This window comes from Pseudomonas migulae (assembly GCF_043225285.1).
GTDB lineage: Bacteria > Pseudomonadota > Gammaproteobacteria > Pseudomonadales > Pseudomonadaceae > Aquipseudomonas > Aquipseudomonas migulae_C.
Window position 1 is genome coordinate 5,277,849 of the sequence record NZ_CP171224.1, and the last position, 20,368, is coordinate 5,298,216.

Below are 20,368 nucleotides of genomic sequence, written 5' to 3' on the forward strand. Positions count from 1 at the left end.
CCAACCCATTCGTCTAGGGTGACATCACCTCGTCCAGTGCCTGCTCAAGGGTGCTGACGGTGCGCTCGATACTGTGCAGTTTTTCGAGCCCGAACAGCCCGATGCGGAAGGTCTGGAAGTCGGCCGGCTCGTCGCACTGCAGCGGCACGCCGGCGGCGATCTGCAGGCCGTGGCTGACAAATTTCTTGCCGCTCTTGATGTCGGGATCATCGGTGTAGCTCACCACCACGCCAGGGGCCTGAAAGCCGGCGGCGGCCACGCTTTTGATGCCTTTGCCGGTCAACATCGCGCGCACTCGATCGCCCAGAGTCTGCTGTTCATCGCGGACCTTGTCGAAACCGTAGGCTTGCGTCTCTTTCATCACTTCGTTGAACCGCGCGAGGGAATCGCTGGGCATGGTCGCATGGTAGGCATGCCCGCCCTGTTCGTAGGCCTGCATGATCTGGAGCCACTTTTTCAGGTCGCAGGCGAAGCTGCTGCTCTGTGTCTGTTCGATGCGATCGAGGGCTAAAGAACTGAACATCACCAGGGCGCAGCAAGGGGAGGCGCTCCAGCCTTTTTGCGGTGCGCTGATCAGCAGGTCGACGGCGCTTTTCTGCATATCGACCCACAGCGTGCCCGAGGCGATGCAGTCCAGCACGAACAGGCCGCCCACCGCATGCACGGCATCGCCGACGGCTCGCAGGTAGTCGTCGGGCAGGATAATTCCTGATGAGGTTTCAACGTGGGGGGCGAAGACAATCTGCGGCCTCGAAGCCGCAATGGCTGCCAGCACTTCGTCCAGAGGGGGAGGAGCGTAGGCTGCCTGGCGACCCGTTTCGACCGGTCGGGCTTTGAGCACCGTGGTGGCCGCCGGGATGTTGCCCATCTCCAGGATCTGGCTCCAGCGATAACTGAACCAGCCGTTGCGTATCACCAGGCATTGCTGGTCGGTGGCGAATTGTCGCGCCACCGCTTCCATGCCGAATGTGCCGCTGCCCGGCACCACCGCAACCGCCTGGGCGTTGTAGACCTGTTTCAGGGTCCTGGAGATGTTCTTCATCACGCCTTGAAATGACTGCGACATGTGGTTGAGCGAGCGGTCGGTGTAAACCACCGAGTACTCGACCAGCCCCTCAGGATCGATGCTGGGGTATAGCTTTGACATGGAAAAACTCCTTTGGCAGAGATGTCAGTGGGATCGACCCGGCCCTGTCTTTGACTGCCCGATAGCGAGCGGTTGATTACGGCTTCTGATCCGCGGCAACCTCCTGCCAGCTGTCATCCGGATCAAACCGCGTCATGGTCTCCGCCAGCTTATTGCCCTCGGGTCCCAGGTCCTTCTCGAACACTTGGCCCTCGTGGCTGATCATGAAACTCATCACCCCGGTGTCGTCGTATTTCTCCGGCCAGGCGATGAGGGCAAAACCACGGCTCATCTTGTCGCCGATGAGGTAGCTGTAGGCGCCGCCAGGTGCCGAGGGGCCTTGTCCGTCGAGGATTCGGAAGTGGTAACCGTGCCAGCCTTCACCGGCGATGGCACTGCCGAACATCGGACCCAACGGGCTGATCTGATCGCTGTCGTCGTCCGCCCAATAGAGGCCGTCGTGCTTGCCGGGCGTGCTGAAGATTTTCTGTGCATATTCGAGAGCGCCGTCGCCGTCACGGTCCTCCGACGCATAGTCCATCTGGGCATCGTGGTAGGTCAGCACCGATTGCACCGCGTCCAGTTCGTTGCGGCCGATTCGGCGTCTGCGGATTTCGGCACTGCCCGCCTTGAGGTCGAAGCGCCAACCCTTTTCGGCTTTGACCAGGGGTATCGGCAGTGTCCAGTGGGTGCTGCCAACTGACAGCACCGCGTTGCGCTCACTGGTTTTTTCGATGGCATGTTGCTCGTGGTAAAGCTTCAAAAACGCATCCACGTCACTGCGCTGTACACCCCCTCGCGGGATGAACGTGCGCCAGTCGTCACCCAATAGCTGGGCCAGGCGTGCCTGATCGGCGTGTTCCGTACCCAGTGCTTCGACGAGCGCCTGGGCGGCTTTTTCCGGGGTTGGGAAGGCTTGCTGTGCCGTCGCCACGCATGACCATGTCAGGCTGACGATCATCAGGATGCGCGCGAGCATGCCCATGAAGGCTGGATATCGAGGATGATTTTTCAACGCCGGCCCCCCCCTCTTTGACGCGGAGCACTGGACGGCCTGCTGATCTGATGACCGGCGGATCGTGCAGCATTGGGGCGCGAGGCGGATGCCTGGCTGGTTCGACCACGGAGGGCCTGCGCGTTCGATTGGGACGGCGATCGTGCGCCCGCGAAAGCGTTATTGCGTGCGCTGCCGGGGCTGGCGGCCGGGCGCGTTCCCTGACGCGCCTGTGCTGATTCCTGGCGCCGCTGGCCCGACTGGGCGCCTTGTTGTCTGGCCGGCTGATTTTCCCGGATATTTCTGCCCGTGCCCTGGCCCCTGTCAGTGGCCCTCGCTCGGTCTGTCCCGGCTTGCATGCGATTATTGACCGAGGAATCGGACTGCGCTTTTCGCACTTGATCACGGGCCTGGCGATTGTTGGTAGCCGGGCGTTCGATACCGTGCCTGTCCATTGAGCTGCGGGCTTTTTCACGGGCCTGGGCGCGTTGGGCGTTATCCCCGCGAAAGGCATCGCGCTGACTGGCACCGTCGAGTTGGCGACCGTACTGTTGACGGCTCCTGTTGTCTCGATACGGCACGCCGTCGCGGTGAACCGAGTTGTGCTGCCACTTGTTCTGGTTCCGGTTGATCTGGGTGTTGCGATTGATGTTGTTGTAGCGGTCGACGTCGATGTCGATGTCGTTGTTATTCCAGTCACAGTCGCCCCACAGCGAGGCGACGATCGCCACGCCGGTGCCGAACGCCAGCCCGGCCACCAAGGCCGATCCGGGGTAATAAGCGGGGGGCGGCGGATAGTAGACCGGTGGCGAAGCAGGGTAGGCCCAGGTGCCATAAGTGGTCGTCGGATTGTAGGTGGGGACGTACACCACCTGCGGGTCGGCAGGTTCGATGATGATGGTCGTGGAGCTGCTGGCAGGGGCAGGGGCCTGAGTTGCCGGTGCCGGTGCTGCCTGGACCGTTACATTCTGGTACTGGTTGCTCTGCAAGTTGCCGGCTGCCTGTGCCTGACGACGCAAGCGTTGCACGCCGTCCATGACGTCGTCGGGTTGCGCCAGAAAGGCATCGCCCAGACGCTGTACCCACACGGGGTCCTGTCCCAAAGTCGCCAGGACCTGCGGGAAGGCAACCAGCGCCTGGACGCTCGGGTCCCAGGTCTGGCTCGACACCTGTTTGACCGCATCATCGCCCTTGGCATCCGGATTCGCTTTCGACCAGGTGACCGCTTCGGCAATTTCCCCGGGGTAGGTGCTGGCCATCAATACCTGCGCCAGCAGCGGGTCCGGGTACAGTGCAATGGGCGCCAGCATTTGATCCAGCTGTTCTTGGGTGAACACGACATCTTTGGCTGGTGCCGCCTGGGGCGCTGTCACCGCAGCATTGGCGGGCGCCGCCGGCGTTTGCGCCAGGCAGGTAAATCCACTCAGGGCCAGTACGGCGGACACCGCGTAAAGCAATGAAGTGTGCATCGCCCTACCTCATGTGGTCAGGCAAGCTGAAAGGGACCGGATCTTTTGTCCGGGAGTACAACAGCCGATCTCGATGACCCTACCAAGGTTAGCAGACACCCAAAAATTGGCCGGCCTCTGCTTGTCAGCCACATCAGCGCGAGGTTTTGATATTCATGACCTCGGTGTAAATGGCATTGATCGTCTGGCCCACCTGAAGCTTCTTCATGCGGGCCTGAAGCTGTGGGTCTTCAACCTTCAGGACCGTCAACTCACCTTCTGGAGGCAGCAAGGTCACTTCATGTTTTTTCAGGTCAATGCTTGTGATCTTTGACGTGACCTTGACCCTGCGAATCGCCTCGCCATCCGGCTCGGCATTGTCCGGACTGGCACGGACAGTCATGGATTCGTTGCTGACCCCTGGCGCTGAGTCGACATTCGTGTCGAGCACATAGGCGACTGAACGAACCACGTGGATATCCACCTCGTCGCCGACCTTGAGGTTGTCCAGGGTCCTGGCTTTTTCCGTGAGCTGGAGGGATACCGGGTTTTTGTTGGCGTCTTCGATGGTGACCTGATGATTCGCCGGATCCACAGCCAGTACTCGCGTAACGATGTGACCTTCCATGGATTGACGACCCAGCGGCACCTCGGCTGCATAGGCCGTAAAGCCTATGGCGGCTGCGAGGGCAACAACGGCAAGCGAAGGGAGCGATTTCATGGCCTGATTTTCCGGCGTTGGCGGTTAGAGCGGCGCTGGTTTGCACGTAGGGCAAAGCATAGTCACTGATTGCCGGGATGCCCGGAGAAACCACTCGTGGTTCGCTCGATCAATAACGTTTTTTTGCCTGAGGCTGGATGGGCTTTCTTCTGGCGAAAAAAAACCGGCTGATGAGGCCGGTTTTTTGTCGAGTGTTACGGTAGAACTCCGCATTCAGACTGCGCGGCGTTCGATCAGGCGGTGTGAACCATTTTCGGCAACGGCGTCGCTGAAGAGGGGATCGGTTTCAGTCGCGGCAACGGCATCGCTGAACAGACGGTCGCTTTCAGTCGCGGCGACGGCATCGCTGAACAGCCGGTCGCTTTCAGTCGCGGCAACCGCATCGCTGAACAGCCGGTCGGTCTCGGTCGCGGCAACGGCATCACTGAACAAACGATCCGAGCCGCGTTCAGCGACCACAGGTTGGGCAGAACTAACGGCGAAAGCATTCAGTGCGAAGATCGAGAAAGCGATGCCGAGGATGGTTTGGCGTTTCATGATTGTGCGCTCCGGGGGTAGTGGTTTGGAATGGAGCCGATCTTACGCCGCGTATCTGATATGAGAACTTCATTGAATTAATGGTTGTCATTGATGTAGTCAATGATTGGGAGATTAAGTAGCCGAAAGCGTTCAGGCAGAGATTAGTTGTCAGGAAAATGCAGCTTCTACAAATGCCCCCAGCGCCTTGTCTTCCAGGATTTCGATCGAGAAGTGCCCGAAGCGCTTGGGCAGCCAGATAATGCGTGTCCCGGACGGGGATTCCAGGTTCGCGCGGGCCAACTTCTTTCCGTTTTCGTCTTCAGGCTGAACACCGGCGGCGATCAGTTCGTCGTAGGCCTTCTCGATATCCGGCGTCGAATAGCAGTGGCGGTAAATCATCCCTTCTCCCGAGGCGTCCAATAGCTCCTTCAGGTTCCCCGCCAATGGCTGTACCAGCATGAAACGCTCTTGACCGATCATTGCAATCGCGTAGCGCACATGGAGGCCACCTCGTTCCCAGACGAGCACTTTGGAGATCCTGGCATTCAGTATCTGTGCGTAATAAGCGCAGGCTTCTTCGAGATTGTTAACCAGTACATCTACGTGACTGAACTTCAGATCCATGGCAGCCCTCCTGTTGAACCGACGTCCATGTTAATCCCGATACGCCCGGAATTCGATTGATGCAGTGTGTCGTTCACTACGCAGAAACGGGTCCGCTGATTTTTGCCAGTTCGCCTATTCTCATAGTCCCCCCAGCGCCATGGAATTCAGGGGGCCTTGAAAACCAGCCAGGGCCACGATCAGAGCGCGATTGATCATGCCCTCCATTTCATTCGGGAGATGCGAACATGGGTTATGTCACTACGCAGGACGGTGTTGAGATCTTTTACAAAGACTGGGGGCCACGCGATGCCCAGGTGATCTGTTTCCATCACGGCTGGCCACTCAGCGCGGACGACTGGGACGCGCAAATGCTGTTTTTCCTGGCCAACGGCTACCGGGTGATCGCTCACGACCGACGGGGTCACGGGCGGTCCAGCCAGGTGTGGGACGGGCACGACATGGATCACTATGCTGATGACGTCGCAGCCGTAGTTGACCACCTTGGCGTGCAGGGCGCAGTCCATGTGGGCCACTCCACCGGCGGCGGCGAAGTCATCCACTACATTGCTCGCCACGGTGAAGACCGGGTGTCGAAGGCGGCGATCATCAGTGCCGTGCCACCGTTGATGGTCCAGACCCCGGGCAATCCAGGCGGCCTGCCCAAGTCGGTTTTCGATGACTTGCAGGCACAACTGAAGGCCAACCGCGCGCAGTTCTACCATGACGTGCCGGCCGGACCTTTCTACGGTTACAACCGCCCGGGTGCAAAACCTTCCGAGGGCATCATCCTGAACTGGTGGCGCCAAGGCATGATGGGCAGCGCCAAGGCTCATTACGACGGGATCGTAGCGTTTTCACAAACCGACTTTACCGACGATTTGAAGAGCATCAAGATCCCGGTGCTGGTGATGCATGGCGATGATGACCAGATCGTGCCTTATGAAAACTCCGGGCCCTTGTCCGCCAAACTTTTGCAGAACAGCACGCTGAAAACCTACTCGGGCTTCCCCCATGGAATGCCCACGACCAACGCCGATACCATCAACGCCGATTTACTCGCTTTCCTGCGAGCCTAGCCAAGTGGGGGGCGGGGAAAATCCCGCCCCTGTCCACTGGAAATGACTTCCTCGCCATACCGACGTAATCTCGCCAGTTCGCTTTCCGCGACAAGAACAACAACAGGAGTCATTGATGCAACCGATCCGTCTCGGTCTGGTGGGCTACGGCAAGATTGCCCAGGATCAGCACGTCCCCGCGATCAACGCCAACCCCGCGTTCCAGCTGGTGGCTGTCGCAACACAAGGTCAGCCCTGCGCCGGGGTGGAGAATTTCCGCTCCCTGAGCGAGCTGCTGGAGAACGGTCCGCCCGTTGACGCGATTGCGTTTTGCACGCCGCCGCAAGGTCGATTCGCCCTGGTGCAGGAGGCGTTGGCCGCCGGCAAACACGTGCTGGTGGAGAAACCGCCATGCGCCACGCTAGGCGAGGCGATGGCATTGGTCGATCAGGTTGAAGAACAAGGCGTCAGCGGTCTGTTCGCCTGGCATTCACGTTACGCGCCCGGCATCCAGGCTGCCCGTGACTGGCTGGCGACCCGGACCCTGCAAAGCGTGCAGATCGACTGGAAGGAAGACGTGCGCAAGTGGCACCCCGGCCAGACGTGGATCTGGCAGCCCGGCGGCCTGGGCGTGTTCGATCCGGGCATCAATGCCTTGTCGATCGTGACCCATCTGCTGGCGTTGCCGCTGTTCGTCGAATCTGCCGAACTGCGTGTCCCCGACAACTGCCAGTCGCCGATTGCCGCGTCGATCAAAATGTCCGATGCGCGTCAGCTCGATGTCCGCGCCGAATTCGATTTCGACCACGGTCATGACGAGCTCTGGAGCATCGAGATCCGCTGCACCGAAGGCACCCTGCGACTGGACAACGGTGGCGCTCTGTTGAGTATCGACGGCGTGCGTCAGGCTGTCTCGGAGGAGGGCGAATACGCGGCGGTGTATCGGCATTTTCAACAGCTGATTGGCGACAAGGCCAGTGACCTGGACCTGCAGCCGCTGCGACTGGTTGCAGACAGCTTTTTTGTCGGGAGCCGGACGTTGGTCGAGCCGTTCTACGATTGACGACGCCGAAGGGGGCGGATCGCGAAAGCGTCCGCCCTTTTTTTGCGCGTTACTCTGCAGCCTTGAGCGTGCGGAGCTGAACCATGAGCGTTGAAGTTTCGGAGGTTTCCACGAACAGGTCGTAGGCTTCCAGATAGAGGTACGCCGTACGTGTCTTCAGCGCGTTGTCAGTGGTGCACGTCACCGTGCGCGCCGAGCCTTGCAGCGAGGCCACTCTTTGGCTGGCGGGAAAGGATTCACCCACCGCACACTCGAATTCCTGCACGAAAGGTTTACCCGAGCTTGCGATGAAGTGTCTGCTGTAGGCGATCTCACTGCCGGGCTTCAGGTTTTGCCAATCGCCCTCCAGATCGATTTTAGTCATCGTGTTTTGCGAGCCGGTTTTGCCGGCGAGCTGAGAGCTGCTCGTTGTGGCCAGTTCGATCATCCCGCGCCAGCGCAGGCTCACGCGCTCGCTGCCCAGGTCGCCCGCCGCCTGTTGGCGCCAGATCCCCCGTGCCGGACCCGGTTGCAGATACATATCCATTGGACGGTCGTTGACCACGGCGAGCGGAATCAGCGGTGACGAGGCGTTGTAGGAAAACTGCAAATGGCTGAGGCTGTGGGCCGCTTGCCCCTGAGGCAGTGCGCTGACCTGTGCCAGCAGTGTTGCGGGAACTTGCGGCGTCTGAATGTTCGGCGGCAGTTTTTTCCGGCTGACGGGCGCGGCGAGTTGCGCCAGGCTGGCGGGTTCGGCGCACACCGCGCCGATCAACCGGGCGCGTTGATCCTTGTCCAAGGCACTGTCGAGCGGCTGAACGGGTGGCGGCAGCAACACCTGATCGCCCAAGCGATACGCCAGGCGGGTGCTGGCCTGGTGGGCGTTACAGTCGACCTCGATACGCTCGAGTTGGCGGCCGTAGGGCTTGCCTTCGCTTTCATCCAGGCGAGTGCGACCGAAGTCGATACCCGCCCAGATCGAACGTCGCGAATGCTCGATCGCCAGAGTGCCCGGGTCTACCAGCAACAAGTCTTCGCTGTCGCCGGGTAACTGTTTCCAGACCCCGTTCGCAACCGCTTGGCACATCTGTTGTGCCATGTTGCGCGCCGTGTCTGCGGGCAGGACATAAGGACTGCTCCAGTCCTTTTCACGGCGATAGTCCATGGCGAGCGTCAGCCGATTGCAACCGGCGAACAACCGGACCTGAGTGGCGGGTTCGGCGCCTTCGGCCGGTACATCGACCACGACCATGGCGGTCTGGTCGAGTTTCAACGTGTTCTCCAGCGGTAGTGGCCGGGCTTGTATCCGGGTCGTCATGGCCTGGTTCTGCACGAGGCGTTCGGCCGCCGCGCGTTTGTAGTAACCGGCCATCCCGTTGCCTTGCAAAGCACAGCCCGACAGGGTCACAGCGAGGGCGGCAACCGCCAGGCGAAATAGTGAATTCACAGCAAACAGCTCCTTGGTTCGCCCGGAATTCATCGCGATATCGGGCGCGTATTCTTTAGGTTTATCAAGTCCATTTGAGTCGGCTAGAGGGCTGAAACCTTTAGTCTGAGAGCAAGGGTTGTGCAAAAAATTGATTACATTGCGTATCAACTGAAATGCACTATGCCGCCGTTATCATCAATGTCGATCTCAAATACAGTAGGGCAGACGAATCTATTTTTGGCACCGTTTCATCGCCATGGGCTTGCGATGGGAGGGTGGGGGGCTAATTCTCTGTGACTGAGTTGAGGTGTTTTTTATGATTAGAAATATTGTGAATATTGCGGGGTTGGCATCAATCATTGGCGCAAGTGCGGTGATGCCGTTAGTTCAGGCACAACCACTGCCCCTTGATAAAACCGGTGCCCTGCATAATGAAGACGTGGAATGGCGCAGCTTCCCGGCGTTTCCGAAAGAAGTAAAACTGGCTGTTATAGCGGGTGATCCCGGAAAACCCGCACCCTACGTGGTGCGGGTCAAAGTACCGAATGGCACAAAGTTGATGCCCCATACACATCCAGAAGATCGTATCTATACCGTAATGTCCGGTGTTTTCTATATTGGTTTCGGTTCTGTGTTCGATCCGGCCAAACTGGTGGCTTATGGTCCAGGCAGCGTAGTGATACTGCCGGCCAATACGCCGCACTTTCATTGGGCCAAATCAGGAGAATATATCTCTCAAGTGTACGGAACAGGCCCGCTGGGTCTTGAGTACATTGATAAGCATGACGATCCTCGCAACACATCGAAGTAAGGAATGCCTGCCCAAGGATGGGAATCTCGCTCAAAAAAGTCACCGCAGCAAAAGGTGGAGTTCTGCGGTGACTTGAAAAGGATTAATAAAGCCGGCGCGTGATCAAGCGTTGCGCCCGCGTACTAGCGCCGTCGCAATTTCAGCGATGTGACGACCCTGGAACCGTGCGCCTGCCAACTCGTTTTCACTGGGTTGACGCGAACCGTCCGGGGCGGCCAGCGCGGAAGCGCCGTACGGTGACCCTCCTGTCACTTCATCCATTTTCACCAGACCCGAAAACGAGTAGGGCAGACCCACGGTGATCATGCCGTGGTGCATCATGGACGTCAGAAGCGAGAAAAGAGTGGTCTCGACTCCGCCATGTTGACTGGCGGTGGACACGAAAGCCCCACCAACCTTGCCGATCAGTTTCCCTTCCGCCCACAGCCCGCCTGTCTGGTCCAGGAAGTTGGCCATTTGCGAAGAAACCCGGCCGAAACGAGTGGGTGTGCCGATAATAATGGCGTCGTAATCCACCAATTCATCAGGCGTCGCGATATCGGCACCTTGCTCCAGTTTCGCCCCGGCTTGACGCGCAGTTTCTGGCGACATGAGTTCGGGGACACGTTTTAGCGTCACTTGGGCGCTAGCGGAGCGGGCGCCTTCAGCGATCGCTTGTGCCATGGTTTCAGTGTGTCCATAGGTGGAGTAGTACAAGACCAGCACTTTCGTCGACACAGGAATTTCCTTGCGTGAATTTTCTACTGTAAAGCCTAAAAAGCGACTGATCCGCTGGGTCAGTGACGCCTTGGGCCGTAAGGACTGCGACATGCGTTTACCTCAAGTTAGAGCCGTGCTCTTTCGAAGCGCTTGCTCGTAATAATCCGCTGTTTGCGCGCCCGTGATTAATTGACGCTCGTTGAGCACGACGACAGGAACGGCGTGAATACCGCGGCGCGTGAAATGGAACTCACGTTCACGCACTTCTTTGATGTACAGGTCCGAAGCAAGCACCTTGCGAGCCTGGTCTTCAGGTAAACCAACAGTGCTGGCGATACCGGCCAGCGTTTCAGCTGAACTGATGTCCTGGCCCTGGGTGAAATAAGCAGCGAATAGTTCATGGGCAAGTGGACGTTGCAATCCCTCGAGACCCGCCCAGAACATCAGTCGATGCGCATCGAACGTGTTGTAGAAATGAGTTCTCTTCTCTAAATCGAAGTGAAATCCAACGCTCTTGCCGCCAGCCCGGATACTGTCCTGGCCTCTCGCGATGTCGGCGGCGGTACTTCCATACTTCTGCATGATGTGTTCAACCGCGTTCTGACCGCGGCGGGGCATTTGCGGGTTGAGTTCAAAAGGTTCGAAGTTGATCTCGACGACCACCTCATCGGCCAGCCGTTGAATGGCTTGCTCCAGGGCTCCGAAGCCAATTGCACACCAAGGGCAGACAATGTCGGAGATGAAGTCGATGCGTATCGGCGCGTTCATGGCGAGTCCTCTTCTTTAAGGGAGTTGTTCGGCCAGAATGCGACGGCCTTCCACAAGCTCTCGGGCCACGCGAGCTACACGGGCGCCCAGATGTTCTGCAGTCAGAATGTCGGGATTTTTTGGGGCGACGTCCGGGCCTTCGTCGAAGTTGGACTGGGCGCCCACGCCTATGAAGTAACTGTCTCGGTTGAGCATTTCTTCGGTGGTGGTGGAGCTGTTGTGGCCCGGCGGCAAGCCCAGGTTGACCCAATGCATGGAGTGCTGGGCAGCGAATATGGTGAGCTGTTGCAGCGTTGCCAGTTTGTCACCCGAACGCGACGCCGCGTTGGTGAAGCCGGCAGCCACCTTGTCCGCCCAGACACCGCCTTTGGCGAACACATGACGTGATGTGGCATCCATAAACGTTTTGAACTGGGCCGAAGCACTGCCCATGTAAGTCGGGGTGCCGAAGATAATGGCATCCACTTGCTCAAGTGCAGCCCAGTGCTGATCGATGTCTTCAACTTGAACAAGCAGGCTTTGGGTGTTTTTGACACTTTCCGCGCCACGCGCTACCGCGCTCGCAACATTGGCGGTGTGGCCGTATCCGCTGTGATAGATAACAGCAACTTTTATAGGCATGTGAGTGCTCAACTGTGAGGTATGCATCGACTGCCGGCCATTGAGGAGTGGTCGCAGAATTGTTTGATGAAGAGTTGCCGCTGGCTTACTTCTCGAAACTCTTGGGCTCACTATATTTATGTTAGGCACTTCGATAAATGTGCGATTTGAAACAACAGTTGATACCTGGTGTAACTAATCAGGGCGGCGTTTTTTTGAAGGCGCAGGCAGGCGGCACCAAGCGTTCTGGCTGAGGGGCATCGTCGGAATTAGGGGGGAGAGCAAAGCGGAAGCCACAGACAAGTAATCAGGCCCGCTACCAATCTGTAGAGGCCCGCTTGCTGGCGATTGCGGCCATCGTCAGCAAGCAAAAGAACAACTGGATCACTCTTGTAGGACAATGAAACAACAGGCGGAGTCAGAAAAACTTAATGTCGTAACCGAATCGTGAGGCTGCGCTGACAATATGCTGCCCCATGATCTGGCGCGCCGCGGCCGCATTCCGGTCGGTAAACGCCTGCACCAGCTCTTCATGTTCCCCGCGTGCGGCGTGGGGAATATTGCTGTACGCCGGGCCCCGGCGCGAAAAGGTCATCGTGATCAGTGCGCGCATCGGTTCGAGCACCGTGCGAATCATCGTCTCCAGATAATCGTTGCCGGACGCCGCGGCCACTGCCCGATGAAAGTCGAGGTCGGCATTGACAGTGTCCAGCGTCGGCTCGCCTTCGTATTGCATCCGCAAGACCGCTGCCTGAATCGTTTTCAGTTTTTGCGGTGTCATGTGCGACGCCGCAAGGGCTGCGGCCTGGCTCTCCAGCACGGCGCGCACTTCGAACATGTTGCGGATCGTATTGTCACCGTCCAGCGAGGGTTCGCTCTCGCGTTGCGGCAGGGGTTCCGGCGATGGGGTCGTGGCCGAGACGAACACGCCCACGCCCTGGCGTGACTGGATCAGGCCCTGCGCGCGAAGCGTTGCGATCCCTTCTCGTACCACATTCCTGCTGACGCCGAAGTTTTGCGCGAGAAATTGTTCGGTCGGCAAACGGTCTCCCGGTCGCAGGCGTCCAGAGGCAATCTCGTCGCTCAACGAGCGGGCGATGTGCTCAGCCAGGTGAGGTCGTCGCGCGACGGGTTGCACATTCATTTCACTCATGTTCGATCATCCCTCTCACTTGTCTTCTTAATCTACATCAGGAGACTTGTTCCTGACAGTTAAAACTGTATTTCATCAATCGCATAAAAAATAAAAACCAATAAAAACAAATAGATAGTAAAAAGTTAGACCAATGTCTGACAAAAAATCCCAGTTGTTCAGTTGAAGGACAACAGGACGTCATGTACGTTGTTCTCAACCGGACGGCGGGCGGACCTTCAAATCGCCGCGCCACCTTTGCCACCCGCTTGAGGCGCAGTGTTATGAAAATTGCCAGCATCGAAACCATCCCGCTTCGAATTCCCTTCACCACCGGCGGCCCGTCGGCCGGCGGCGTGTGGGGGCCCAAAGACCTGCAGATGGTTGATTCTCTCTTGGTCAAGATCACCACTGACGACGGAATCGTCGGTTGGGGTGAAACCTTCGGCTTCACGGCAATTCCTGCCGTGAAAGTTGTGATCGACACGATTCTTGCGCCCGAGCTGATCGGCAGTGATGTCACGCGACGCGAGAAATTGCAGGGCGATCTTCAGAAGAAGTTTCACGTCTTCGGTCGCAGCGGCGCGTTCATCTATGGCCTGTCGGCGATCGACATCGCGCTGTGGGATATCGCTGGCAAAGCGGCCGGCCAGCCGATCTATCAGTTGCTGGGCGGGAGTGAGGCCACTTCGCTTGCAGCCTATGCCAGCCTGATCCGCTATGCCGACCCGGAGCTCATCCGCGTCAATGTGAAGCGCGCGGTCGACAGCGGTTTTCGCCATCTCAAGCTGCACGAAGTTGATATCCACGTTATCCGCGCTGCGTGCGAAGCCGCGGGGCCTGGCGTGGAAATCACCCTCGACGTCAACGCCCCGTGGACGGTTCGCGAAGCGCTGGACATGACCGAAAAACTGCGCCCGCTGAATCTGCGCTGGCTCGAAGAGCCAGTGTGGCCGCCGGAAAACTATTCAGGCCTGGCGACCGTACGCCAGCAGGGTGGCATTCCGGTTGCGGCAGGCGAGAACGCGTCGACGCTGATGGACTTCCAGCATCTGCTCGAAGCCGGCGCGGTGGATTTCGTTCAGCCCAGCCCGGCAAAAATGGGTGGCATCACCGAGCTGCAAAAAGTCTATGCGCTGGCGAACGCCCACGGCGTCACCGTAATGGTCCACGCCTTTTATGACGGTCCCGGCCTGCTGGCCGCCGTGCATGGCAGTGCGGCCCTGGGTGGTGCGAAGTCACTGGTCGAATGGCGTTATTTCGACCTCGAAGCGCAACTCTATGGCGACGCCATCATCCCGCGAAACGGCCGCATCGACGTACCGCAAGGCCCGGGCCTCGGGGTCGAGCCCGATCAGGATGTCATTCGCGACTACCGCTTCAAACCCTGACCGCACAGGCCACCCGGCCTTGTTCCGTTGATCGAAGTCGGCGCGGCAGCCGCCGTGTCGGCCTCGATCAGTCATGACGACATTCTTGATAAAAACAAATACGAGGATTGAGGAAATGCTAGACAGAATCGTAGGGCCACTTTTACCCGTCGCGTTCGTGATCCTGCTCGGCTTTGTCGCCGGCAAGCGCGGACGGCTCACCCATTCGGACAGCCTGCTGATCAGCCGTCTGGTACTCGGCTGGATATTTCCGGCGCTGCTGTTTGTCGGGATGGCGAGCACGCCCCGTGAACAGCTCTTTGACTTCAAGTTCATCGTGGCTACGTTCATCGGCATCATGGGCATGTATACGATTGCGCTGGTGATCGGCTGGCTGCGCTTTCGCGATCTCAAGATTGCGACGCTCAAGGGGTTCGTCAACGGCTACCCCGACGCCGCCTTCATGGGCATCCCGATCCTCGGTGCGATGTACGGACCGGGCAGCAGCATCTATTCGGTGCTCGTGCTGAACCTCGTCGCCAGCCTGGTGATGATCCCGCTGACGACCATGTTGCTCACCATCGCCGATGGAAAAGGCAGCGGCACCCAGGCGTTTGTGTCGAGCCTGTCCGGGGCGGTACGCCGGCCACTGATGTGGGCGCCAGCGCTGGGCATTCTTCTGTCCTTGCTGCAGATCAAGTTGCCACCCCTGGCAGCGGAATCACTCACGCTGCTGGGCAAGGCGACGCCGGGCGTATCCCTGCTGTGCCTGGGTCTGATCATGTCGTCGGAGAAACTGAAAATGTCCGGCGAGGTGTGGACCAACCTCGGGCTGAAGCTGTTTATTCACCCGGTGCTGATGTTCGCCGCCACTGTTTTGCTGGGCACCCACGGGCTTTACGCCCAACAGATGATCCTGCTTTGCGCGCTTCCGTCGGCGACGATTCCGGCCATGTTTGCCAACCAGACCGGTGCCTATCAGAGTGAAGCCGCGACCTCCATTCTGGTCAGCACCGTGCTGTCGATCGTGACGTTTTCTGCTGCGATCTATCTGATTGATGGAGGACTGGCCGCCGCGTGACGGGGCCCGATACCATTGAGCTGCTTTTCACTGCCTGACTACGGACGGCGAGATTCTTGCCGGCTGGTCGCGTGGCACGGTGGGCGTTGATCACGAAGGGCGTACCACCCTGGCGTTCGTATGGGGCTGGTTATCGGGCGCAAGCGGGGCGGGGAGTCGAGCTACGTTGAGCTTGTCCCGTAGCGCTTGTGATTAAAGCGATTCACCGTCATCCAGCCGGGCAAGCAGTGCCTGGCCGCGTTGCCAGAGTGCGTCCTGCTTGGCGTCGGGCATGCGATCGAGGTTTTTGTAGAGCATGCCCATGCGCTGATTGCCCCGCAGAAGGTCGCCGTGGCGCATCAGGAAATGCCAGTAGAGCGCATTGAATGGGCACGCATCGTCGGTGGTGCTTTCCGTCACTTTGTACGCACAGCCACGGCAGTAATCCGACATGCGCTTGATGTACTGGCCACTGGCGCAATACGGCTTGGAACCCAGGTAACCGCCATCGGCATGCATGACCATGCCCAGCGTATTGGGCAGCTCCACCCAGTCGAAGGCATCCATGTAGATCGCCAGGTACCACTCGCAAATCTGGCTCGGGGCGATGCCAGCGAGCAGGGCAAAGTTACCGGTGACCATCAGCCTCTGGATGTGATGGGCGTAGGCATGTTCCAGGCTCTGACCGATGGCCTGGCGCATGCAGTTCATTTGCGTTTTGCCCGTCCAGTAGAACTCCGGCAGTGGCCTGCTGTTACCGAACGCATTGCCGTTGGCGTAGTCGGGCATTTTCAGCCAATAGACGCCCCGCACATATTCCCGCCAGCCGATCAATTGACGGATAAATCCTTCTGCGGCATTCAGCGCAATCCGGCCCGACCAATAGGCCGACTCCACATCGCTGCACAACTGACGGACATCCAGCAGACCGATATTGAGCGCCGCGCTGATGCGGGCATGAAACAGAAACGGTTCGTCGCTGGACATCGCGTCCTGGTAATCGCCGAACCCGGCCAGGCCAAAATCGAGAAAGTGTTCCCACAGCGCCTGCGCATCAGCGTGGGTCACGGGGTAGTCGAACGACTCCAGTGAACCGTAGTGGCTGGCGAAGCGATCGCGCACCAGCGCCAGCACTTCCCGGGTGATCGAGTCCGCGGAAAAGCGCGCCGGGTGGGGGGCTTTCACACCTTTAGGCAGGGCCTTGCGGTTGTCCGCATCAAAGTTCCAGGCACCCCCGACCGGACTGCCGTCGCCATTGAGCAACAGCCGCTGTTTGCGGCGCATCTCCCGATAAAAGAACTCCATGCGCAGCTGCTTCTTGCCGTCGGCCCACGCAGAGAATTCAGCGCGGGTGCAGAGAAATCGAGTATCGACATGCCACTGCATCGGCAGACCACATTCGTGGATCGACTGCTCCAGACGCCAGTCACCGCACTCGGTCAGGTGCAGTTCCTCTGGCGTTAGCAAGGCATGCCAACGCCGCAACTCGCCCGGCACCGAACCGGTGTTTTGCGGATCATCCAGGGTCACGTACTGCACGCGAACGCCGCGCTGGCGCAACGCCTCGGCGAAATGGCGCATGGCACTGAAGACCAGCACGATTTTCTGCGGATGATGGGGGACGTGGGTGGCTTCCTCCATCACCTCGACCAGCAATACCGTATCGCGCGCGGTATCCAGGTCCTGCAAGGAGGCGAGGTCGAAAGACAACTGGTCGCCCAAGACCAGGCATAGCCGGCGATTGGTGGTCATCAAACGGCATCCGGTGAATGGGGCGGGTGTCGAGCTTCTGTGGTCATAAAAACTTGTACACTTAAATATTAATGTACAAGTTCTTATAGAGGTTTTGACGAAAAACGCCAGCGGCCTTTTCAACACGCCCGCGTTTGGTCTGGGGCAATCACCCGCGAGCCCTGCTCGGCCAAGCGAAGACGCCGTTGCAGTTGTTTGAATCAGTAGTTCAGAAGGGAAGGCGTCAAGCCTTGCTGTACCACGCCACCGCGCACAGGGCGAGCCCGGCGACATTGAGTGAGACGGGATTAAAGGCCTCCCTGAGCATCGAGGGATTCACAATCGCGACGTCCAGCAACAGGCCGGTCAGCGCCGTCGCGGCAATCGCGATCGGCCACGCACTGCGTGGCGCGAACAGCAGCCACAAGGCCAGTGCAATCTCCCCGACGCCGGCAAGGTTGGCGAACAACTCCACCTGACTGATCCCGTGAGCCTGGATCATCGTCCGCTCACCCGCACTCAGCCACAGCAACTTCGGCACCAGGCCATGGTAGGCAAACATGAATGCCAGGCCGCCACGGGCGATCCAGTTGATCCGGGTCAGAGTGTTCAAATCGACGCTTTCAAAAAACGTTGTTCATGATCGGGGTCAGGCAAAAGACAGGTGTCGTATTTGCCGAAGAGTCGATAGCGATTCAAGGCAACACGATCGTAGGCCCAATCCCGCAGCCAGCGCGGAAAAATGCGTAAAAGCATCACCGCACGCCACCGGCCGGGCAGCAGGGCGGCGATCTCAAAGCATGCGTCCGAACGCACCCAAAAGTGCCGGTCGCGGATCACCGCCATCGTGTCGAATTGATCCAGAGGCAAGCCTGCCCAGGCCAGCAGTGCCTGACCTTCGGGGGACTGCACTGCCGCCAATCGGATGCGTTGTTGGTGGTCATGGCGGATCAGGAACGTTGCCCAGCCGTTGCACAGTTTGCAGATGCCGTCGAACAGGAGAACGGTCTCGCCTGGTTTGAGCAAGGGGGCGGGTGACGGTCGGGTTTGAGAGGTTGGCATGGGCGGTTCCGTTGTTGCAGGTTTCCAGTGGCTGCACATGTTCGCAGCCTTTGCAGGATGGAACCTGTTGTCTCCAAGTGTTCAAGGCCAGTCTACGACAACCGCTTGCGGATCCCCTGTGCGCATCTGGCTCAACTCAGTGTCCGCCTTGGCTTGTGTCGGGTGACAGAACTGGAAGGCGTTCTGGGTTTTTCCGCTCGGCCCTTTGGCCTCGGCCATGCACACCACCGCACCCGGCGCGCAAACGGCGGGGTTGAGTTTGAAATCCCCCCAGACGCCGGGCTGTTGCTGTTTCACTTTGGCGATATAACCCTTGAGCGAGGGTTGCATGTCGTTCGCTGCCCCGGCGATCAATTTCACCGGGCTGACCGTGGCGCCGTAAGTATGCTGAGTGGACAGCACCGCGGTGCAATACAGTGCGCCGGCCGAGGTTACGGTTTGCGCAACGGCTGCGCTGTTGGCTGGCACCGGGGTCACGGAGACCTGGGTTCCCCCAGGGCCCACGACTACCGGAACGATGCTGAAGGCGTTGCCACGCCAAACCTTCAGATTGGCCCGCGAGCCGATGGCGACCTTGGCGAGTTCCACCCGGAAATCGATGGTGTCGGCGATCGGTTTGTTATCGACGGCCACGATCACGTCCTGAGGCACGATGCCTGCCTGTTGCGCGCCGCTGCCCGGAACCGTCCCCAGCACCACCACGCCCGCCGGCGGCTGCGACAAGGCCATCGCCCGCTGCGGATCGATGGTGTCCATGCTGATGCCAACCTTGCCGCGAGGCCAGTTGGAGGGCTGGCAGCTTTTCTCAAGCCACACCTGACCGGCCGCTTCTTTACGGGCATTGCCGACCTGTTTCATTACGGGCTCGGCGCTCGCCTGGTACATCGGCACCTCGCTGAGGGCCATCTCGATGTAGTCGCACGACTTGGGGCGATACCGGTCAGGCGTTTCCCGGGTGACCAGTTTTTGCAGGTCAATGGGCGGCAGGCCTTGGGGCGCGGAAACCGTGGAGGTCGCCGGGGAGACGCTGTCAGAGTCGGCACTGGCTATCGAAGACACAACGTAGGCACTGGTCGCGACGCCAACGGCAGCCGTCATTACGCTGCTGTCCACGCCTGACGGCATGGGCAGCAGCATCGCGCCGAACAGTGCGGCGTCGGTCATCCCCCCATCAGAGGCGCAACCGGCCAGGCCAGTGAGGGAGAGGACAAAGGCAAAGCGGGTGCCTGACTTGAGGGCGTTAGCAAGCATCTCGCTTCCTTGTGATGGGGTTAGAACGGATCGTGCCGCATCATGGCAAAGTGCCGTTAGGTTGTATATCGACGATGATTCCGGCGGGATACCGCTCGTCCAATCGCCGAAAGCGGGCGATTTTCGCCGGGTGTTGTTGGACAGCAGGGTGGCCTAACACGTAGTTTGCTCGAACTTGTCTCAACGCCCCCGGCATCAGGGAAGACCATGTCGATTGCCCGCCGTATCCGGCCTGGCTTCACGGCACAGCTGAAGGTCTGGCGTTACCGCGCGAACGTCTACATGCTGGTTGAAATCAGCGAGTCATCCGATACGGCGCAATTGGCCGCGTCGCAGCCACCGGCAACGCCAACGCCGAATACCCGCACGGCCGCTCCCATGAACAGCGCGACAAACATTTCGTTCTGTGTGGCCCAGTTCGACGCCCGGCAAATTCAAGGGCTGAGCGATTATCCGTCGAGGGGGCTCATTACCAATGTCTGGCAAGGCCCGGCACTCAGCGGCACACCGGCCCGTCTCGCGATGCCTGAGTTCCAGGCATTCACTCGTTCCCAGGGTTATGACGCGACGATGCGACCGGTGTTTTGCCAACCCATCGGCACCAGCGAGCATTGCCAACAGACGGGTTCCGAAGACTTCCTGCTGACCCTGCGAACGTACTCCGCGGTGGTCAACTGCACCGACACCTTGCAGGGAGCAGAAGCCTTGCGCGCCGAACTTCTCAAGCAGTTTCCTTATCTACAGGGCTCGACGTGGCGGCCTGTCGGCAGGTGAAGGGGTTTGTTCAATGGATTCGGTTGCCGTTGATGGCGCTTGATCGATGCGCCGGCTGATTGGGTTGTATTCAGGCGAGCGTTCACTTTGCGATTTCTTTGTTTAAAGCTGAAGAGATTTATATTCTCGTATAAATCAATTTGTGTTGATTGCTCGAATGGGAGGCCGGC

General features: G+C 59.1%; 21 protein-coding genes and 1 pseudogene. 7 read left to right on the plus strand and 15 right to left on the minus strand.

The features are described 5' to 3' along the window. Positions 1–13: 13 nt before the first annotated feature. The 6 genes from ACF6ZU_RS24250 to ACF6ZU_RS24275 form a co-directional block, all read right to left on the minus strand. On the minus strand, positions 14–1,147 hold the full coding sequence (locus ACF6ZU_RS24250; protein WP_392887716.1) for an alanine--glyoxylate aminotransferase family protein: 1,134 nt from the start codon (positions 1,145–1,147) through the stop codon (positions 14–16). 76 nt (positions 1,148–1,223) lie between these two features. Beyond that, a complete protein-coding gene (locus ACF6ZU_RS24255; protein ID WP_392893903.1) occupies positions 1,224–2,111 on the minus strand; it encodes a DUF2950 domain-containing protein in 888 nt (295 codons plus the stop codon). Positions 2,112–2,137: 26 nt separating this feature from the next. Then, a complete protein-coding gene (locus ACF6ZU_RS24260) occupies positions 2,138–3,589 on the minus strand; it encodes a DUF3300 domain-containing protein (RefSeq protein ID WP_392887718.1) in 1,452 nt (483 codons plus the stop codon). A 133-nt stretch (positions 3,590–3,722) separates the two neighbouring features. Continuing rightward, positions 3,723–4,289 (minus strand): hypothetical protein, encoded by a 567-nt coding sequence (locus ACF6ZU_RS24265; protein WP_392887720.1) that lies wholly within the window; start codon positions 4,287–4,289, stop codon positions 3,723–3,725. Positions 4,290–4,502: 213 nt separating this feature from the next. Continuing rightward, positions 4,503–4,826, minus strand: coding sequence for a hypothetical protein (locus ACF6ZU_RS24270; RefSeq protein ID WP_392887722.1), 324 nt, complete (start codon positions 4,824–4,826; stop codon positions 4,503–4,505). 150 nt (positions 4,827–4,976) lie between these two features. Continuing rightward, positions 4,977–5,432 carry a VOC family protein gene (locus tag ACF6ZU_RS24275; RefSeq protein WP_392887724.1) on the minus strand — a complete coding sequence of 152 codons (456 nt, stop codon included), beginning with the start codon at positions 5,430–5,432 and terminating at the stop codon, positions 4,977–4,979. Between the two features lie 227 nt (positions 5,433–5,659). On the opposite strand from ACF6ZU_RS24275, the gene ACF6ZU_RS24280 reads away from it, so the two are divergent. Together ACF6ZU_RS24280 and ACF6ZU_RS24285 are read left to right on the plus strand one after the other, a co-directional pair. Beyond that, the gene (locus tag ACF6ZU_RS24280) at positions 5,660–6,490 is read left to right on the plus strand and encodes an alpha/beta fold hydrolase (RefSeq protein WP_392887725.1); all 831 of its coding nucleotides are present in this window, start codon (positions 5,660–5,662) and stop codon (positions 6,488–6,490) included. Between the two features lie 115 nt (positions 6,491–6,605). After that, positions 6,606–7,532 (plus strand): Gfo/Idh/MocA family protein, encoded by a 927-nt coding sequence (locus tag ACF6ZU_RS24285; RefSeq protein WP_392887726.1) that lies wholly within the window; start codon positions 6,606–6,608, stop codon positions 7,530–7,532. A gap of 49 nt (positions 7,533–7,581) precedes the next feature. On the opposite strand, the gene ACF6ZU_RS24290 is transcribed toward ACF6ZU_RS24285, so the two are convergent. Further along, complete coding sequence (locus ACF6ZU_RS24290) at positions 7,582–8,958, minus strand: hypothetical protein (RefSeq protein WP_392887728.1); 1,377 nt, start codon at positions 8,956–8,958, stop codon at positions 7,582–7,584. 298 nt (positions 8,959–9,256) lie between these two features. On the opposite strand from ACF6ZU_RS24290, the gene ACF6ZU_RS24295 reads away from it, so the two are divergent. Beyond that, positions 9,257–9,751 (plus strand): cupin domain-containing protein, encoded by a 495-nt coding sequence (locus tag ACF6ZU_RS24295; RefSeq protein WP_392887730.1) that lies wholly within the window; start codon positions 9,257–9,259, stop codon positions 9,749–9,751. A 102-nt stretch (positions 9,752–9,853) separates the two neighbouring features. Here the strand turns inward: ACF6ZU_RS24295 and wrbA are convergent, their stop codons facing one another. The 4 genes from wrbA to ACF6ZU_RS24315 all read right to left on the minus strand — a co-directional run bounded on the left by wrbA (position 9,854) and on the right by ACF6ZU_RS24315 (position 12,971). Beyond that, positions 9,854–10,561: an NAD(P)H:quinone oxidoreductase gene (gene wrbA, locus ACF6ZU_RS24300; RefSeq protein ID WP_392887732.1), complete on the minus strand. Its 708-nt coding sequence runs from the start codon at positions 10,559–10,561 to the stop codon at positions 9,854–9,856. A 9-nt stretch (positions 10,562–10,570) separates the two neighbouring features. After that, complete coding sequence (locus ACF6ZU_RS24305) at positions 10,571–11,218, minus strand: DsbA family oxidoreductase (RefSeq protein ID WP_392887734.1); 648 nt, start codon at positions 11,216–11,218, stop codon at positions 10,571–10,573. Between the two features lie 15 nt (positions 11,219–11,233). Next, positions 11,234–11,839, minus strand: a complete 606-nt coding sequence (locus ACF6ZU_RS24310; RefSeq protein WP_392887735.1) for a flavodoxin family protein — start codon at positions 11,837–11,839, stop codon at positions 11,234–11,236. A 397-nt stretch (positions 11,840–12,236) separates the two neighbouring features. After that, positions 12,237–12,971, minus strand: coding sequence for a FadR/GntR family transcriptional regulator (locus ACF6ZU_RS24315; RefSeq protein ID WP_392887737.1), 735 nt, complete (start codon positions 12,969–12,971; stop codon positions 12,237–12,239). Positions 12,972–13,153: 182 nt separating this feature from the next. On the opposite strand from ACF6ZU_RS24315, the gene ACF6ZU_RS24320 reads away from it, so the two are divergent. From ACF6ZU_RS24320 to ACF6ZU_RS24330, 3 genes and pseudogenes are all read left to right on the plus strand, one after another. Continuing rightward, complete coding sequence (locus ACF6ZU_RS24320; protein WP_392887738.1) at positions 13,154–14,341, plus strand: mandelate racemase/muconate lactonizing enzyme family protein; 1,188 nt, start codon at positions 13,154–13,156, stop codon at positions 14,339–14,341. Between the two features lie 73 nt (positions 14,342–14,414). Beyond that, positions 14,415–15,401, plus strand: coding sequence for an AEC family transporter (locus tag ACF6ZU_RS24325; RefSeq protein WP_392887740.1), 987 nt, complete (start codon positions 14,415–14,417; stop codon positions 15,399–15,401). Further along, positions 15,395–15,584 (plus strand): annotated as a pseudogene (locus ACF6ZU_RS24330) (hypothetical protein); the annotation flags it as partial. The gene ACF6ZU_RS24325 and the pseudogene ACF6ZU_RS24330, both read left to right, overlap by 7 nt. 9 nt (positions 15,585–15,593) lie before the next feature. Here the strand turns inward: ACF6ZU_RS24330 and ACF6ZU_RS24335 are convergent. The 4 genes from ACF6ZU_RS24335 to ACF6ZU_RS24350 all read right to left on the minus strand — a co-directional run bounded on the left by ACF6ZU_RS24335 (position 15,594) and on the right by ACF6ZU_RS24350 (position 19,424). Continuing rightward, positions 15,594–17,132 carry a cryptochrome/photolyase family protein gene (locus ACF6ZU_RS24335; protein ID WP_392887742.1) on the minus strand — a complete coding sequence of 513 codons (1,539 nt, stop codon included), beginning with the start codon at positions 17,130–17,132 and terminating at the stop codon, positions 15,594–15,596. A gap of 223 nt (positions 17,133–17,355) precedes the next feature. Then, complete coding sequence (locus tag ACF6ZU_RS24340; RefSeq protein ID WP_392887744.1) at positions 17,356–17,724, minus strand: DoxX-like family protein; 369 nt, start codon at positions 17,722–17,724, stop codon at positions 17,356–17,358. Next, positions 17,721–18,173, minus strand: a complete 453-nt coding sequence (locus tag ACF6ZU_RS24345) for a thiol-disulfide oxidoreductase DCC family protein (protein WP_392887746.1) — start codon at positions 18,171–18,173, stop codon at positions 17,721–17,723. The genes ACF6ZU_RS24340 and ACF6ZU_RS24345 overlap by 4 nt, the downstream gene beginning before the upstream one ends. 81 nt (positions 18,174–18,254) lie before the next feature. Continuing rightward, positions 18,255–19,424, minus strand: a complete 1,170-nt coding sequence (locus tag ACF6ZU_RS24350; protein WP_392887748.1) for a PDZ domain-containing protein — start codon at positions 19,422–19,424, stop codon at positions 18,255–18,257. Between the two features lie 207 nt (positions 19,425–19,631). On the opposite strand from ACF6ZU_RS24350, the gene ACF6ZU_RS24355 reads away from it, so the two are divergent. Continuing rightward, positions 19,632–20,198 (plus strand): hypothetical protein, encoded by a 567-nt coding sequence (locus ACF6ZU_RS24355; RefSeq protein ID WP_392887750.1) that lies wholly within the window; start codon positions 19,632–19,634, stop codon positions 20,196–20,198. Positions 20,199–20,368 lie beyond the last annotated feature (170 nt).

Coding starts and splice junctions, on each gene's coding strand:
- ACF6ZU_RS24250 (WP_392887716.1), bottom strand. CDS start 1,147: ATGTCAAAGCTATACCCCAGCATCGATCCTGAGGGGCTGGTCGAGTAC.
- ACF6ZU_RS24255 (WP_392893903.1), bottom strand. CDS start 2,111: ATGGGCATGCTCGCGCGCATCCTGATGATCGTCAGCCTGACATGGTCA.
- ACF6ZU_RS24260 (WP_392887718.1), bottom strand. CDS start 3,589: ATGCACACTTCATTGCTTTACGCGGTGTCCGCCGTACTGGCCCTGAGT.
- ACF6ZU_RS24265 (WP_392887720.1), bottom strand. CDS start 4,289: ATGAAATCGCTCCCTTCGCTTGCCGTTGTTGCCCTCGCAGCCGCCATA.
- ACF6ZU_RS24270 (WP_392887722.1), bottom strand. CDS start 4,826: ATGAAACGCCAAACCATCCTCGGCATCGCTTTCTCGATCTTCGCACTG.
- ACF6ZU_RS24275 (WP_392887724.1), bottom strand. CDS start 5,432: ATGGATCTGAAGTTCAGTCACGTAGATGTACTGGTTAACAATCTCGAA.
- ACF6ZU_RS24280 (WP_392887725.1), top strand. CDS start 5,660: ATGGGTTATGTCACTACGCAGGACGGTGTTGAGATCTTTTACAAAGAC.
- ACF6ZU_RS24285 (WP_392887726.1), top strand. CDS start 6,606: ATGCAACCGATCCGTCTCGGTCTGGTGGGCTACGGCAAGATTGCCCAG.
- ACF6ZU_RS24295 (WP_392887730.1), top strand. CDS start 9,257: ATGATTAGAAATATTGTGAATATTGCGGGGTTGGCATCAATCATTGGC.
- wrbA (WP_392887732.1), bottom strand. CDS start 10,561: ATGTCGCAGTCCTTACGGCCCAAGGCGTCACTGACCCAGCGGATCAGT.
- ACF6ZU_RS24305 (WP_392887734.1), bottom strand. CDS start 11,218: ATGAACGCGCCGATACGCATCGACTTCATCTCCGACATTGTCTGCCCT.
- ACF6ZU_RS24310 (WP_392887735.1), bottom strand. CDS start 11,839: ATGCCTATAAAAGTTGCTGTTATCTATCACAGCGGATACGGCCACACC.
- ACF6ZU_RS24315 (WP_392887737.1), bottom strand. CDS start 12,971: ATGAGTGAAATGAATGTGCAACCCGTCGCGCGACGACCTCACCTGGCT.
- ACF6ZU_RS24320 (WP_392887738.1), top strand. CDS start 13,154: ATGTACGTTGTTCTCAACCGGACGGCGGGCGGACCTTCAAATCGCCGC.
- ACF6ZU_RS24325 (WP_392887740.1), top strand. CDS start 14,415: ATGACGACATTCTTGATAAAAACAAATACGAGGATTGAGGAAATGCTA.
- ACF6ZU_RS24335 (WP_392887742.1), bottom strand. CDS start 17,132: ATGACCACCAATCGCCGGCTATGCCTGGTCTTGGGCGACCAGTTGTCT.
- ACF6ZU_RS24345 (WP_392887746.1), bottom strand. CDS start 18,173: ATGCCAACCTCTCAAACCCGACCGTCACCCGCCCCCTTGCTCAAACCA.
- ACF6ZU_RS24350 (WP_392887748.1), bottom strand. CDS start 19,424: ATGCTTGCTAACGCCCTCAAGTCAGGCACCCGCTTTGCCTTTGTCCTC.
- ACF6ZU_RS24355 (WP_392887750.1), top strand. CDS start 19,632: ATGTCGATTGCCCGCCGTATCCGGCCTGGCTTCACGGCACAGCTGAAG.